We start from the raw sequence: 14,140 nt of genomic DNA, 5'->3' as shown, positions 1-14,140 counted from the left end.
AACCGGTTCTAACAGCCGGGGGCGTTTTAATCTATTCTGGCCTGCGTTTGAACTGCGACAGATAGGAGGCCCGCATGACGACGGGCAATGACCAAAAAACACGCACTGCGCTCGTCACCGGCGCCTCGGCGGGCATCGGGCGCGAACTCGCGCTGGTTTTCGCCGAACACGGCTTCGATCTGGTGCTCGTCGCCCGCCGCAAGGAGCGGCTGGAGGCGCTGGCGCAGGAGGTGCAGGGCAAATTCGGTGTGAAAGCCCATATTATGACCATCGATCTCGCCAACCCCGCCGCACCGCGTCAGATCTTCGACGAAATGGCCCGCCGCCACATCATGGTCGATGCCCTCGTCAACAATGCAGGCTTCTCCGTTCCGGGCTATTTCCGCGACACGCATTGGGAGGACCAGAAGGGCCTCATACAAGTTATGGTGACTGCGGTCGCCGAGCTGTGCCATCTGTTCGGGCCGGGCATGGCCGCGCGGCGCTATGGCCGCATCATCAACGTCGCCTCGCTCGCGGGCCACTTGCCGGGCGCGGCGGGCGGCACGCTCTACGCAGCGGCTAAGGCCTTCGTCATCAAGATGTCCGAGAGCCTCGCTCTCGAAAATATCAACAACAACGTCCATGTGACGGCGCTCTGCCCCGGCTTCACCTATTCGGAATTTCATGACGTCGCGGGCAATCGCGAGGAAATGAACAAGCTGCCGAAAATCATCTGGATGACGGGCGACGTCGTCGCTCGGCAGGCCTTTGACGCGGTGATGGCGGGACGGCCCGTCATCATCAATGGCGGCATCAACAATTTCATTGCGCTGCTTGCGCGGCTCCTGCCCCAGCGCCTCGTCCATTCCCTGATGGCGCGGAACCAGCGCAATGCGAAGGCGAAGCCCCGTGCCGCCTGAACTATTGCCTGCGAACGAAGAAGCCATTACGCGCGGCGGCGCGCTCATCCGCGAAGGACGGCTTGTCGCCTTCCCGACCGAAACCGTCTACGGCCTCGGCGCCGACGCGACGAACGACCGCGCCGTCGCGAGCATTTTCGAGGCGAAGGGGCGGCCCACATTCAATCCGCTGATCGTGCATGTTTCCGGCCGCGAGGAGGCAGCGCGGCACGCCCGCTTCACGCCGGAGGCGGATGCGCTCGCCCGCGCCTTCTGGCCGGGCGGCATAACGCTCGTGCTGCCGCGCCTTGAGACGACGCCGATCTCGCTGCTCGTCAGCGCCGGTCTCGACACGGTGGCGCTGCGCGCGCCCGCGCATGAAATCGCCCAATCTCTGATCCGCGCGGCAGGCAGGCCCATCGCCGCGCCGTCAGCCAATGCGTCGGGCGAAGTGAGCCCCACTCGCGCGGCGCATGTCATGGCCTCGCTCGGACATACCGATCTGCTGTCGCTGATCCTCGATGGCGGGCAATGCCCGCTCGGCCTCGAGTCGACCGTCATCGGCTTTCCGGAAGGCGGCACGCCGACACTTCTGCGCCCTGGCGCAATCCCGCGCGAGGACATCGAACATGTGCTGGGGCAGCCACTAGCGTCTGCCGATGTAGCTTCCGGCGAAGCGGGCCGCTCCTCGCCCGGACAGCTCGCCAGCCACTACGCGCCCCGCGCGGCGCTCCGGCTGGACGCGGCGGAAGCGCGAAACGGCGAATTGCTGCTCGGCTTCGGGGCCGTGGAAAATGCCGCGCTCAATCTCTCGCCTGCCGGCGACCTGCGCGAGGCAGCCGCCAATCTCTTCACCATGCTGCGCGCGCTCGACGAAAAGGCGCACGGGAAGGGTATCGCCGTGACGCCCATTCCCGCGCATGGCCTTGGCGAGGCGATCAACGACCGCCTGCGCCGCGCCGCCGCGCCCCGCGCTAATGCGCCTTGAGCGACATGCGATCGAGGAAGCCGAGTGCCACCGCCGACACCACGAAAGCCATATGCATGATCGTCATCCACATGATCTGCGTGCCCGTGTACTGCGCGGCATTCAGGAATATCTGCAGCAGATGGATCGATGAAATGGCAACGATGGCGGAGGCGACCTTCACCTTGAGGCTCCCCGCATCGAGCTTTCCGAGCCAGGTGAGATCGACCTTCGCATCGTAACGGCTGACGAAATTCTCGTAGCTCGAAATCATCACCATCAGAACGAGGCTCGCCACCAGCGCCGCGTCGATCAGGCCGAGCATGGCCAGGATCATTTCGGCTTCGCTGTAGCTGAAGGCATTGAGGAACACCTTGGCGAGTTTCAGCGTGAAGCTCGCTGCATAAAGCGCGAGCGCCGCCGCAAGTCCGAGATAAAAGACCACGAGCACCCAGCGGCTCGACAGGATGACGCGCTCGATCAGCAACTCAACGGATTTCATGAGACCCTCTATAGATGGCGGACGACGACATATAACGTCGTCGCGCCAGATTTCCAGAGGGATCAGGCGCTTTCCGCCGCCGGGCCGACGAGAAGCACGGGTACGCCGCATGTTGGCTTGCGAATGGTCGCAACCTCGGTGCCCTTCTTGCGGCCCTTGCGCACTTCCGACACATCCGCCCCTTCTCGCGCGAGCCGATCCCGGACGGTGCCGACATTGCCTGCTTTCCAGGCAAGGCCCCAATATTGATCGCGTTCCGGCGCCTTGCCGCTGTCGAGCGGCTGCACGACCTCAAGCGTCACCCCGCCAAGGCGGAAGAAGAGCTGCCGCACGCCCCATTCGGGCTTCGACTGGTCGAGCGCCAGCCGGATGCCGAATTGCTCCCCGAAGAGATGCTTGCAGGCGTCGGCGTCCGACGTCATCACCACGACATGATCGAGCGCGGAAATCGCCTCGTCTTCGCGCAAGCCGGGCCGCAGCGCCGCCCCGGGCAATGGCTCGGGCGAAAGCTGTTCATGCCCCATCATGAAGAGACCGCGCGCGATCTCGGCGGGAACCATCAGGCTCCGCCAGCGCCGCCGCTCTCCGGCCGGGCCCGAAACCTCCGCCTCGGGAAAAAGGACGGCGGGCAACCCCCGGGCCTTCAACCCCTCGACAGTCCGCGCGGCATCGGGCGTCGAGAAAACGATACCGACAATGCCCTCGCCCGCCTTGTCGAGCTGGGACGAAAGGAGGCTTCCCCAAGGCGCGCCTGTTTCGGAGGAGGACAGAAGATCGACCGACATGTTACCGAGGCGATATATGACGCGCTCCGTGCCGCCATCCCGATATCGCCATGAGGGCGAACGGCCAAGCATGCGCGTATAAATACGCTCCGCTTCTGCAACATCCCTCACGCCGATCATGATCCGGTCTATACCGTCGACCAGTGCCTCTCCCGTCATTCCACCCTCGAACGCTTCATTTTGTTGCAGCCATGCTAGACTTCGCGAAACATAATGCGAAGAACGAAGACGACAATGCCGGATATGAAATCTCTGCTTGACGAGTTGACACGCAGCCGCCCCTGCGGAAGGCCTGGTGCGTGATGGCCTCCGCGGAGATGCTGGCAAGGATGAAGGCGATCGTCGGGCCGAAGGGCTTCATCGACGGCGCAGCCGACATGGCGCCTTATCTCGTCGAGCGCCGTGACCTCTACAAGGGCCGCGCGGCGGCGATCCTGAAACCCGCGTCCACTGAAGAAGTCTCCGCGCTGATGCGCATTGCCCATGAGACAGGAACGCCGGTGGTGCCGCAGGGCGGCAATACCGGCCTTGTCGGTGGCCAGATTCCGTTCGAGACGGGCGAGGAAGTCGTCCTCTCGCTCCAGCGCATGAACCGCGTTCTTGCGCTCGATGTCGACAACAACACGCTGACGGTCGAGGCAGGCGTCACGCTCGCCGCGGCGCAGGCCGCCGCCGAAGACGCGGACCGCCTTTTTCCGCTCAGCCTTGCCTCTGAAGGAAGCTGCCAAATCGGCGGCAACCTGGCGACCAATGCCGGCGGCACCGCCGTTCTCCACTACGGCAATGCGCGCGAACTCGTGCTCGGCCTCGAAGTGGTTCTGGCCGATGGACGCATCTGGAACGGCCTCAAAGGTCTGCGCAAGGACAATACGGGCTATGACCTCAAGCAGCTCTTCCTCGGCTCCGAAGGCACACTCGGCATCATCACCGGCGCGGTGCTGAAGCTCTTCCCGCGCCCGCGCGCCATGACGACTGCCTACGTCGCGGTCCCCAATGTCGAAGCGGCGGTGAAACTTCTGCGCCTTGCCGATGCCGCGACGGGCGGCCTCGTCACCGGTTTCGAGCTCATGCCCCGCATCGGCATCGACTTCGTGGTGAAGCATCTCTCTGGCGCGAGCGATCCGCTGACATCGCCCTCGCCCTGGTATGTGCTGATTGAGCTTTCAGCGGGCAATGGCAGCGGCCTGACCGCAACACTCGAAACCCTGCTCGGCGACGCGATGGAAAAGGGCCTCGTCACCGATGCCGCGATTGCCGTCTCGCAGGCACAGCGTTCAGCCTTCTGGCGCATGCGTGAATCCATGTCCGATGTGCAGAAGCTCGAAGGCGGCAGCATCAAGCATGATGTCTCCGTCCCCGTTTCCGCCGTGGCCGCGTTCATCTCCCGCGCGACCAAGGCCGTCGAAGCAGCACTTCCAGGCATCCGCCCCGTGCCTTTCGGCCATGTCGGCGACGGCAACATCCACTTCAACCTGACGCAGCCGGTGGGCAGCGACAAGGAATCCTATCTCGCGCGATGGGACGAGATGAGCGCCATCGTGCATGGCATCGTCCGCGAACTCGGCGGCTCCATCAGCGCCGAGCACGGCATCGGCCGCATGAAGCGCGACGAGATCGCAGCGACGAAATCTCCGGTCGAGATGGAACTGATGCGCACGCTGAAACGCGCGCTCGATCCGAAGGGAATCCTCAATCCGGGCAAGGTTGTCTCGGTGGATTGAGGGCCTTGCCTCAGTCCGCCGTTCGCGCCAGCGGACTGCCGATGGGCAGGTTCTGCGCGGGCACGATCAGCACCTTGTCGATGCGCGGCCCGTCCATGTCGACGATCTCGAAGCGATAGCCGTTCCAGCCGAAATAATCGCCTTCCCGCGGCAGACGCCCGAACCAGTTGAACATGACGCCCGCCAGCGTGTTCACTTCGACATGCTCGTCGCCGGGCAGCTTCGTCAGGTTGAGCAGGCGGCGCACTTCATCGACCGACACGACGCCATCGACGACGAACGAACCATCGTCGCGCGTGACGACGGCAGGGTTCGAATCCGCCGAATGGTCGGCAATGTCGCCGATCATGGCAAAGAAAATTTCGGCCATGGTGATCGAGCCGACGACATCGCCATATTCGTCGATGACCAGCGCCATATACATGCTTTCCGCCTGCAGAATGCTCAGCGCCTTGAGCACCGACGTCGTGCGCGGAATGTAGAGCGGCGGAGACATTTTCCGCATCAGCTCATCATTGGACTTTGGCGTCAGATAAAGATCCTCGAGCCTGATTACGCCCAGCGGTTCGCCGGTCGCGCCGCGCCGGATCGGATAGCGCATCTTCTGCTCGGAACGGATGAGCGCGAGATTTTCCTCGAGCGTGAAATCCGTATCGAGCCACACCATCTGCACGCGCGGCGTCATGATCTCGGTGACGCGCGTATCGCCGAGCCGGAAGACGCGGTTGACGATGTCGCGCTCCACGCCGTCGATTGCGCCTGCGGCGGCGCCCTCTTCGACGAGATGCTTGATCTCTTCTTCCGTGACCTTCGGCACCTGCTGACCGGTGATGCCGTAGAGTTTCAGCACCGCTTCCGTCGACCACGAAAGCAGATCGACTGCCGGGCTGAGGATGCGCGACAGGGCCGTCATGGGCCGGGCGATGGTGCCCGCGATGGCTTCGGGGTTGGCGAGCGCAAGGCGCTTGGGCACCAACTCGCCGAGAATGAGCGAGAGATAGGTGATGACGATGACGACCGCCGCGAGACTCATCGTCTCGGCATAGGCGCCGATGAGGGGCAGCGGCGCGATGACCTTGGCAATGGGGTCGGAAAGCGTCGCGCCACCGAAGGCGCCGCTGAACACGCCGACCAGCGTGATGCCGATCTGCTGGGCGGAGAGGAAACGTCCGGGTTCCGCATGAAGGGCCAGCGCGGCCTCATAGCCCGCCGTATTCCCGTCATTGCGCTTGCGGGCGGACAAAAGCGCCTGAAGCCGCTGACGGCGCGCGGAAACAATCGCCATTTCCGAGAGCGAAAAATACCCGTTCAGAAGGATCATCACGAGCAGAATGACTATGTCAGATAGCATCTTGTCCCCGGGGACCACGGTCAATCTTCATTATACAGGCACAAGGGCATTTCACGCGAATGACTTAAGACCTCACCCCATATGTGGAAATCAACCTCGCCGGAACGGCGATATATGCTAGGCTTCCGCGCTTTCTCGCCTTTTTCGGGGAAGCCCCATGACCGACACCGCGCCGCCCACCCGTCTCGAATCAAAGCCCGGCATTTCCGTCCGCCCCGCCCGCGACGGCGACGTGCCCGCCCTTGTCCTTCTGTGGGACGCCTGCGGCCTCACCCGCCCCTGGAACGATGCCCCAACCGACATAGCCTTCGCCCGCCGCGGGCCGAACTCCGACGTTCTGGTCGCGGAATGCGAGGGCAAGCTCCTCGCCGCAGTCATTGTCGGCCATGATGGCCACCGGGGCTGCGTCTACTACGTCTCGGCAGACCCGGAGCATCGCGGGCAAGGCCTCGGCCGCCTCATCATGGAGGCTGCCGAAGCCTGGCTGGTGAACCGCGGCGTCTGGAAGCTCAACCTTCAGGTTCGCAAGTCGAACCTCCCGGTCATCGATTTCTACAAATCGCTCGGCTATGGTGAAGACGAGACGGTTCCCCTGTCGAAGCGGTTGCAGCCCGCGCCGCATATCGATCCGGATGCACCGCGCTGATCAAAACAGACTGCTCTGCCGATCATCCGTAGACTTCCTTTTTTTCTTCTCGGGCAAGGGTTCGGGCGACACGACATGCGCCTCGACAATCAGCCCCGGCTGATCGTTGGCGACGCGATTGACGGCGTCGTTCACCGGGATCGCTTCGAGAAGATCGTCGGACGCGGGCTTCATGAGCGCCGCGAGTTCCTGAGGTGTTGCCGCCGGATCGAGCCAGAGCGCCCAGTCCTTTTCATCGAGAATGACCGGCATGCGGTTGTGGATCGGCGCGAGCGTGGCGTTGGCATCGGTCGTCACTACCGCGCAACTCTCGAGCTCGCTTCCATCCGCCGGCATCCAGTTGTCCCAGATCGCCGCCATGGCGAAGGGCTTACCGTCGCGGCGGCGGATGTAATAGGGCTGCTTCGGCCCCCTCCCCTTCGCCTGCCATTCATAGAAGCCGTCCGCCGGCATCAGGCAACGGCGATGCCGGAACGCGCCGCGAAAGGAGGGCTTCTCCGCGATGGTTTCCGCCCGCGCATTGATGAGCAGCGATTGCGGCTCTTCTTTCGCCCAGGAGGGAACAAGGCCCCAGCGCACCAGCGCGAAATGCCGCTGCCCGCTGTCGAGGCGGATGATGGGCACGGGCTGCGTCGGCGCCACATTGTAGCGCGCCGGGAAATTGGGATGTTCCACGAAGCCGAAAAGCGTCCGCATCGGCTCCGGCGGCGTGGTGATGGTGTAGCGTCCGCACATGGGCCGAGTGTAGCGGGAGGGCGACAAGCCCCAAAGTTATATTGTATCATCCCCCCATGGTTGAGCATCGCACGAGCCCCCATCACTCTGGTCCTGGCCGGGCCGCCGAAAAGCCGCATGACCACGACGCCTGCATCGACACGGCGATCGCGCGGGCACGCGCCCTTTGCGAAGAACGCTCGGTGCAGCTCACGCCCATTCGCGAGAAGGTGCTGCAGATCGTCTGGCGCTCGCACAAGCCGGTCGGCGCCTATCAGGTGCTCGACGAGCTTTCCCGCACGCACAAGGCGGCGCGGCCGCCCACGGTCTATCGCGCGCTCGATTTCCTGATCGCCGAGGGCCTCATTCACAAGATCGAGTCTCTCAACGCCTATCTCGGCTGCGGCGAAGCGGGCGTGGCCCATACGAGCCAGTTTCTCATCTGCCGTTCCTGCGGCACGACGGAGGAGATCGTCGACCCCAAACTCGATCAGGCGCTCGACGCGGCGGCGAAGCGCGCCCGGTTCACCGTCGAACGCAAGGTGGTCGAGATTGCGGGCCTTTGCGGCCGCTGCGCGGGCTGACGCAAGGCCCTCCTTCGGCTAGACTCGCCGCGCAGGCGAATGAACGCCTCTCCGTTTCGGACCCAATCAGGATCCATCATGACTTTCCGCCTCGCGGCTTCGGCTGCCCTTTTTCTCGCCACGTCGCTTTTCGCAGCGAGTCCGGTCTTTGCCGGAGAGCCCTATGCCGTGGGCACACGCTCCGGACCCTTCGTCGTGACCCCCCGGTCGCTTGGCGAGCTTGCGAAAGATGGCTACGAGATCCGCGGCAATCTGGGCACCTCGCTGGTGCTGCAAAAAGGTCCTTCGATCTTTTCCTGCATGATCCCACCCGACCCCGAGCATCTGAGCTATCAGCCTCGCTTCGTCTGTTCGGAACTGAAGGAAGAAACGCCGGAAAAGCCTGCCGCCCCTGCGCAACCCGGCCTCGCGCCCGGAACGCATTGAGCGCAATCGGCCAAGAGGGCATAAACGCCCCATAAGGAATTCAAAACAGGGAGAATATGCATGGCTTACAAACCCTTCGATCTCACGGGCAAGGTTGCGCTGGTCACCGGCGGCAATGGCGGCATCGGGCTCGGCATGGCCGATGCCATCGCCCAGGCCGGCGGCTCGGTTGCCATCTGGGGCACCAACGAGGCAAAGACGGCCAAGGCCGTCGAGAAGCTGAAGGCGCATGGCGGCAAGGTCTATGCGCGCAAGGTCGACGTCTCCAGGGAACAGGAAGTCATCGACGGCATCGACGCGACGGTTGCCGAACTCGGCCGCATCGACAGCGTCTTCGCCAATGCGGGCGTCGGCTTCGGCGCGCCCTCCTTCATCGGCATGACGACCGAGATCTACCGCAAGACGCTGGCCGTCAATCTCGACGGCGTGTTCTGGACGCTGCGCGAAGCCTCGCGCCACATGGTCGAGCGCGCGAAGACCGGCGACACGGGCGGCTCACTGATCGGCGTCGCGAGCCTCGCCGCCATTGAGGGCGCAGCGCGCAATCAGGCCTATGCGGCCACCAAGGGCGCGGTCATCTCCATGATCAAATCCTGCGCCGTCGAATTCGCGCGCTACGGTATCCGCGCCAACGCCATCCTGCCGGGCTGGATTGCCACCGACATGACGGCGGGCGCGCAGGCCAACAGCGCATTCGCCGAAAAAGTGATCCCGCGCGTCCCCGCCCGCCGCTGGGGCGAGCCGGAGGATTTCGGCGGCGTCGCCGTCTACCTGACCTCGAATGCGTCCTCCTATCATTCAGGCGATACCTTCATCATCGATGGCGCTTACTCGATCTTCTGATCGCCGCAGCGACGTCCGCAAGGTCGCGTCCCGCTCCCAAAGGGGCGGGACGCGCCATTTGTGGGTCCCAATGGCCCGAAAAAGTGAACGAGCCGCAACGCATCGGCTCCTGAGAAGCTGTGGCCGATGCATCACGGCCGTTAACCTCTCTTTCACGACACAGGCGACTTTTGCCCAAAATATGTTACAAGAGCAAAATATGGGTGGTTTGGGTGCCTGATGGGGACGTTCTCCATCGCCGTGCCGCCCGTGCCCTCTCTCCGAGGGCGCAAGCAGAGGGCGTGATGGCCGAAGATTCTTCCGGTGATTCCTGGTTCAATTCGATCGACGACGAAGGTCTCGACCCTTCCGCCCCGAATGAGAGCGAGCAGCGCCGCATGGCGCTCCAGAACATTCTGGATGCCTGGGACGAAGCGCTGGCCGAAGGCGTTTCCGCAGATATCCTCGCCACGACTGCGATCTTCGCCGCCCTTTCCGACATGGTAGAGGCTTATGGAGAGGAAGCCGTGGCCGAAATGGCCGCCGGCCTCCCGGATCGTGTCCGCCAGGGCGAGTTCACGCTCAACCGCGTAATGAACTAGCCCCGGCTACCTTTTTCAGAGCATCACTTCGATGAGGCGCGGCCCCTTGGCCTTGATCGCGCTCGAATAGGCGTCGGCGAATTCCTCCGCCGTCTCGACGCGCGTCGCCTCGACGCCCATGCCCTGCGCGAGATGCACCCAGTTCAGTTCCGGGTTGTGCAGGTCGAGCATGGAGAGCGCCTTGGGCCCCGGATTGCCGGCGCCGACGCGGGCGAGCTCGATATTCAGGATCGCATAGGAGTGGTTGGCGAAGATGACGTTCACAACGTCGAGCTTTTCGCGCGCCTGCGTCCAGAGCGCCTGCAACGTGTACATTGCGCCGCCATCACCATGCAGGCAGACGACCTTGCGGTCGGGCTTCGCCACTGCCGCGCCCGTCGCCAGCGGAAGGCCCTGACCGATCGCGCCGCCGGTGAGCGACAGGTAATCGTGAAACGGCGCTGCCGCCGTCGCAATCATCGAGCCAAGGCCGGATGTCGCCGCCTCGTCGGAAATGATCGCGCCTTCGGGCAGGAAGTGCGCAACGATCTGGCCGGCGCTGAATTGATCGAGCCTGCCCTTGGGCAGATCGCCTTTCGTTCCCTGCGCCACATGGATCGGATCTTTCGGCGCGCCCAGCGCGTCCGCCAACGCCTCGAGCGCGGCGACGCCATCTTCATAGGCTTGCGCGAGATAATGGATCTTCGCGCTTTCCGGCGCACAATAGCTCGCCTTGCCCGGATAGGCGAAGAACGAGACGGGAGGCTGCGCGCCGACAAGGATCAGTTCCTCGACATCCTTGAAGGTATCGACGATCTGCTCCGCAAAATAGGGAATGCGTTCAACGGCAACGATGCCTGCCCCGCGTTCGAGGCGCGGCGCGAAGGTATCGCACATGATGCGCGCGCCGGTCTTTGCCGCGATGCGGCCTGCCGCATGAAGCCCGCGCTTGCGAAGACCAGGCCCGCGAATGATGATCGCCGCCTTGCGGCCGCTCTTCAGCGCCTTGGCAACGAGATCGATCATCTCGGGCGCGACGGGCGCAGGATCGGCCACGGGAAGCGCCGGCGCGGGGCCATCCGCTTCCAGCCAGGCCGTGTCAGCGGGAAGGATCAGCGTCGCGATACGGCCAGGAGCCGAACGCGCCGCCTGCACCGCGCGGGCACCGTCGGCGGCGACCGTCTTCGCGTTGGGGCTCGAATGCAGCCAGCCGGAAACGGGCCGCGCGAAGCCCGCGAGGTCGGACGCGAGCGGCGCGTCATACTGCGCATGATAGGTGGCGTGATCGCCGACGATATTGACGATGGGCGTCGAGGCGCGGCGCGCGTTGTGGAGGTTGGCAAGACCATTGGCGAGGCCCGGCCCGAGGTGGAGCAGCGTCGCCGCGGGCTTGTCCGCCATGCGGCCATAACCATCCGCCATGCCCGTCACCGCACCCTCGAAAAGGCCGAGCACCGCGCGCATGCCGTCGACCTTGTCGAGAGCGGCGACGAAATGCATTTCGGACGTGCCGGGATTGCTGAAGCAAACCTCGACGCCGGAAGCCACAAGCGTCCGCACAAGGCTTTCTGCGCCGTTCATCTCACTCATCGCCGTCTCCCATATTCATTTATTGTCGTCGCGGCTTCGTTTGGCCTGCGACCTTAACCGAAAAAGCGCCATGCCACACGTCCAAGCACGGCAAGGCCAAACAGCGTGATAAGGCCGCCCGAGACATGATTGACCAGCTCTAGCAGGTGATCATTCATGCGCTGGCGGAAAAGACTGACAAAGCCGGAAAGTCCCGCCCACCAGAGCATCGAACCGAGAAAGACTGAGCCCACCAGCATAGCCGCGTGGCCGTACCCATTGCCCTGCACCGTCAGCCGGGACACGCCACCGAAAATGGCGATGAAGCCCAGCATGGTCGCGGGGTTGGTGATGGTGAGCGCGAATGTCGTCGCAAAGACACGCGCCAATGCACCCGACGGATTTTCATTTTCGGCATCCTCCAGATGAGGATGCGCCCGAAAGGTATGAAGTCCGAGCGCGACAAGAAACAGGCCGCCGATGAGTTGCAGCGTCATTTCATGGCGCACCACGAAATCGATGGCAGCGGTAAGGCCGAAACCCGCAATCGTCGCGAAGACTCCGTCGCCGACGGCCGCGCCCGCACCGGAAAGAAATCCAACCAGCGTGCCCAGGCGAAGTGTGCGGCGGATGACGATAAGGTTAACTGGCCCAATGGGAGCGGCGACCGCAATTCCGATCACAAGTCCGCTCGCCACAAGCCCCAGATCCAGCATCGCCGTCCGTCTTCCTCGTTACACAACCACGACGTCGTTGCCGGGCGGATTTGCATAGAGCTTCTCCACCAGCGCCGCGCGTCGGGCCAGAGAGACAGACTGATTGATATACCCCTTGTCGGTCAATTCGCCAGCGCCGATACTTGGCGCCTCGACCATCAGAAGCGCCCGCTCGATGCGCGTGCTCGATCCGGGATTGTCCTTGTTATGCGCGCGTAATCCAGCCGCAAGACTTTCGAGGACGGCAGGATGTCGCACGATATCCTCAGCGTCGAGATCGGGCTTGCCGGCAGCTGCGCGACAAGCGACGAGATTCGGGAAGCCGAGAATGCCGATATAGTCGCGGTCGAGCCCTGCCACCAGCGCATCCTGGAGAAGGCCGTTCGTGAAGGCCAGCGCATCGACGCGCAGCTTGCCCGCACTCACCCATGTCCCGGTGGAGAGCTTGAAATCTTCCGCCACGCGGCCGTCGAAGACGAGGCCCTCTTCCGGATGCTCCGGATCGACGAACCGCGCGCCGTCGCCGAGGCGGTAGAAACCTTCCTCGTCATAGGCTTCCTGCGTCTTCACCGGATTGTTGAGATAGCCCTGCGTGATGCACGCGCCACGCGCACGCACTTCGAGCTTCTGACCGACCGGCGCTAGCTTGATCTCGACGCCCGGCAGCGGAAGGCCGATGAGGCCCATGCGCTCGGTCGCCCAATGCACGTTCATGATGGTCGGCGCCGTCTCCGTCGCGCCGTATCCCGACGAAAAGACGATGCGCTCGCCGGTGATGCGGATCGCGACCTGCTGGATGCGCTCGTAAAGATCCTGCGACAGGGCCGCGCCGCCATAAGCAAGCGTGCGAAGGCGCGAGAAGAAATGCCGCGCCAGGTCGTCGTCCTTTTCGAGTTCGTCGACCAGCATGTTGTAGCCTGCGGGCACGCTCGAAAAATTGGTCGGCGCGATTTCGCGCAAGTTCTGCACCGTCTCCGCGAAGCCGCCCGGCACGGGACGCCCGCCATCGATATAGAGCGTGCCGCCCGCAACCGTGTTGTTGTTGAGAATGGCGTTGGCGCCGAAGCAATGATTCCAGGGCAACCAGTTGAGCAGCACCGGCGGCACATTGTCTTCTTCCGGTCGCGTCAGACTTCGCGGCATGACCGAATTCACGCACATCATGCGCGCCGTCATGATGACGGCCTTGGGCATGCCGGTAGAACCGGAAGTCAGCATGTACTTCGCGACCATGTCGTCGTTGAGACGCGCATAGGCCTCTTCCACCGCCTGCCCCGGCGCCGTCGCCAGAAGATCGGCAAAGCGCGTGCCGTGCAATCCATCCACCGAGACGAGTTCAATACCTTCGAGATTGAGCGAGCCGAGCGCGCGCTCGAAGGGCGCGCCCGACTGCATGAAGATCATCTTCGGCTCGATCAGCTCGAAGACATATTCGAGCTTGTCGAAAGCCGAGCTGATCGTGCTGTAGGAAGGCGACACGGGCGCAACCGGCACGCCGGCCAGCATCGCGCCATAGGTGATGAGCGCGTGTTCGATCGAATTGCCCGACAGGATCATCAGCGGCGTCTTCTGACCCAGCCCGCGGTCGAGCAGCGCCTGCGCAATGGCGCTGATCTTCCGTTCGGCATCCTTGTAGGTGAGAAGCTCCCATTCGCCGAAGCCCTGCTTGGCGGGCTTGCGCATGCCGAGCCAGACGCGATCCGGCGCTTCAACCGCCCAGCGGCGGAAGGGCGCAATCAGGTTTTCCGGCACGCCGCGCAGCGGATGCGGATTGCGCAGGATGATGGAGCCGTCGGGCTTGTGCTCCACCTCCACCTTGCGCTCGACATATTTCGGCTCGCGGAACGGCGGCTTCGACATATCCATACTTCTCTC

General features: G+C 63.6%; 15 protein-coding genes. 8 read left to right on the top strand and 7 right to left on the bottom strand.

Translation table 11 applies throughout. From position 1 onward, the window contains the following. Nucleotides 1-74: 74 nt before the first annotated feature. Both F2P47_RS10590 and F2P47_RS10585 read left to right on the top strand, forming a co-directional pair. Complete coding sequence (locus tag F2P47_RS10590; RefSeq protein WP_152216323.1) at nucleotides 75-902, top strand: SDR family NAD(P)-dependent oxidoreductase; 828 nt, start codon at nucleotides 75-77, stop codon at nucleotides 900-902. Next, nucleotides 874-1,869, top strand: a complete 996-nt coding sequence (locus F2P47_RS10585; RefSeq protein WP_152216322.1) for an L-threonylcarbamoyladenylate synthase — start codon at nucleotides 874-876, stop codon at nucleotides 1,867-1,869. The genes F2P47_RS10590 and F2P47_RS10585 overlap by 29 nt, the downstream gene beginning before the upstream one ends. Here F2P47_RS10585 and F2P47_RS10580 read toward each other — a convergent pair. Both F2P47_RS10580 and F2P47_RS10575 read right to left on the bottom strand, forming a co-directional pair. Further along, nucleotides 1,856-2,350, bottom strand: a complete 495-nt coding sequence (locus F2P47_RS10580; RefSeq protein WP_152216321.1) for a TIGR00645 family protein — start codon at nucleotides 2,348-2,350, stop codon at nucleotides 1,856-1,858. The two genes, F2P47_RS10585 and F2P47_RS10580, sit on opposite strands and share 14 nt — an antisense overlap. A 62-nt stretch (nucleotides 2,351-2,412) precedes the next feature. Next, the gene (locus F2P47_RS10575; protein WP_152216320.1) at nucleotides 2,413-3,294 is read right to left on the bottom strand and encodes a VOC family protein; all 882 of its coding nucleotides are present in this window, start codon (nucleotides 3,292-3,294) and stop codon (nucleotides 2,413-2,415) included. 143 nt (nucleotides 3,295-3,437) lie between these two features. Between F2P47_RS10575 and F2P47_RS10570 the strand changes: the two genes are divergently transcribed. Further along, a complete protein-coding gene (locus F2P47_RS10570; RefSeq protein WP_152216386.1) occupies nucleotides 3,438-4,856 on the top strand; it encodes an FAD-binding oxidoreductase in 1,419 nt (472 codons plus the stop codon). 10 nt (nucleotides 4,857-4,866) lie between these two features. On the opposite strand, the gene F2P47_RS10565 is transcribed toward F2P47_RS10570, so the two are convergent. Continuing rightward, nucleotides 4,867-6,207: a hemolysin family protein gene (locus F2P47_RS10565; protein WP_152216319.1), complete on the bottom strand. Its 1,341-nt coding sequence runs from the start codon at nucleotides 6,205-6,207 to the stop codon at nucleotides 4,867-4,869. A gap of 157 nt (nucleotides 6,208-6,364) precedes the next feature. On the opposite strand from F2P47_RS10565, the gene F2P47_RS10560 reads away from it, so the two are divergent. Then, nucleotides 6,365-6,853, top strand: coding sequence for a GNAT family acetyltransferase (locus F2P47_RS10560; protein WP_152216318.1), 489 nt, complete (start codon nucleotides 6,365-6,367; stop codon nucleotides 6,851-6,853). Here F2P47_RS10560 and F2P47_RS10555 read toward each other — a convergent pair whose 3' ends face one another. Next, nucleotides 6,854-7,588 carry an SOS response-associated peptidase gene (locus tag F2P47_RS10555; protein WP_152216317.1) on the bottom strand — a complete coding sequence of 245 codons (735 nt, stop codon included), beginning with the start codon at nucleotides 7,586-7,588 and terminating at the stop codon, nucleotides 6,854-6,856. A gap of 56 nt (nucleotides 7,589-7,644) precedes the next feature. On the opposite strand from F2P47_RS10555, the gene F2P47_RS10550 reads away from it, so the two are divergent. The 4 genes from F2P47_RS10550 (at nucleotide 7,645) to F2P47_RS10535 (ending at nucleotide 10,001) form a co-directional block, all read left to right on the top strand. Further along, nucleotides 7,645-8,151: a Fur family transcriptional regulator gene (locus tag F2P47_RS10550; protein ID WP_152216316.1), complete on the top strand. Its 507-nt coding sequence runs from the start codon at nucleotides 7,645-7,647 to the stop codon at nucleotides 8,149-8,151. A 78-nt stretch (nucleotides 8,152-8,229) separates the two neighbouring features. Next, nucleotides 8,230-8,577, top strand: a complete 348-nt coding sequence (locus F2P47_RS10545; RefSeq protein ID WP_152216315.1) for a hypothetical protein — start codon at nucleotides 8,230-8,232, stop codon at nucleotides 8,575-8,577. 60 nt (nucleotides 8,578-8,637) lie between these two features. Beyond that, the gene (locus F2P47_RS10540) at nucleotides 8,638-9,420 is read left to right on the top strand and encodes an SDR family NAD(P)-dependent oxidoreductase (protein ID WP_152216314.1); all 783 of its coding nucleotides are present in this window, start codon (nucleotides 8,638-8,640) and stop codon (nucleotides 9,418-9,420) included. 284 nt (nucleotides 9,421-9,704) lie between these two features. Beyond that, nucleotides 9,705-10,001, top strand: coding sequence for a hypothetical protein (locus F2P47_RS10535; protein WP_185681063.1), 297 nt, complete (start codon nucleotides 9,705-9,707; stop codon nucleotides 9,999-10,001). A gap of 15 nt (nucleotides 10,002-10,016) precedes the next feature. Here the strand turns inward: F2P47_RS10535 and F2P47_RS10530 are convergent, their stop codons facing one another. From F2P47_RS10530 to F2P47_RS10520, 3 genes are all read right to left on the bottom strand, one after another. Further along, a complete protein-coding gene (locus F2P47_RS10530) occupies nucleotides 10,017-11,561 on the bottom strand; it encodes an acetolactate synthase large subunit (protein ID WP_152216384.1) in 1,545 nt (514 codons plus the stop codon). Nucleotides 11,562-11,623: 62 nt separating this feature from the next. Beyond that, entirely contained in the window at nucleotides 11,624-12,265 is a 642-nt protein-coding gene (locus F2P47_RS10525) for a LysE family translocator (RefSeq protein ID WP_152216313.1), read from the bottom strand. An 18-nt stretch (nucleotides 12,266-12,283) separates the two neighbouring features. Then, the gene (locus tag F2P47_RS10520; RefSeq protein ID WP_152216312.1) at nucleotides 12,284-14,131 is read right to left on the bottom strand and encodes an AMP-binding protein; all 1,848 of its coding nucleotides are present in this window, start codon (nucleotides 14,129-14,131) and stop codon (nucleotides 12,284-12,286) included. Nucleotides 14,132-14,140 lie beyond the last annotated feature (9 nt).

The sequence above is a fragment of the Parvibaculum sedimenti genome, assembly GCF_009184905.1.
Taxonomy (GTDB): domain Bacteria; phylum Pseudomonadota; class Alphaproteobacteria; order Parvibaculales; family Parvibaculaceae; genus Parvibaculum; species Parvibaculum sedimenti.
This window is presented reverse-complemented; position numbering and strand designations above follow the sequence as displayed.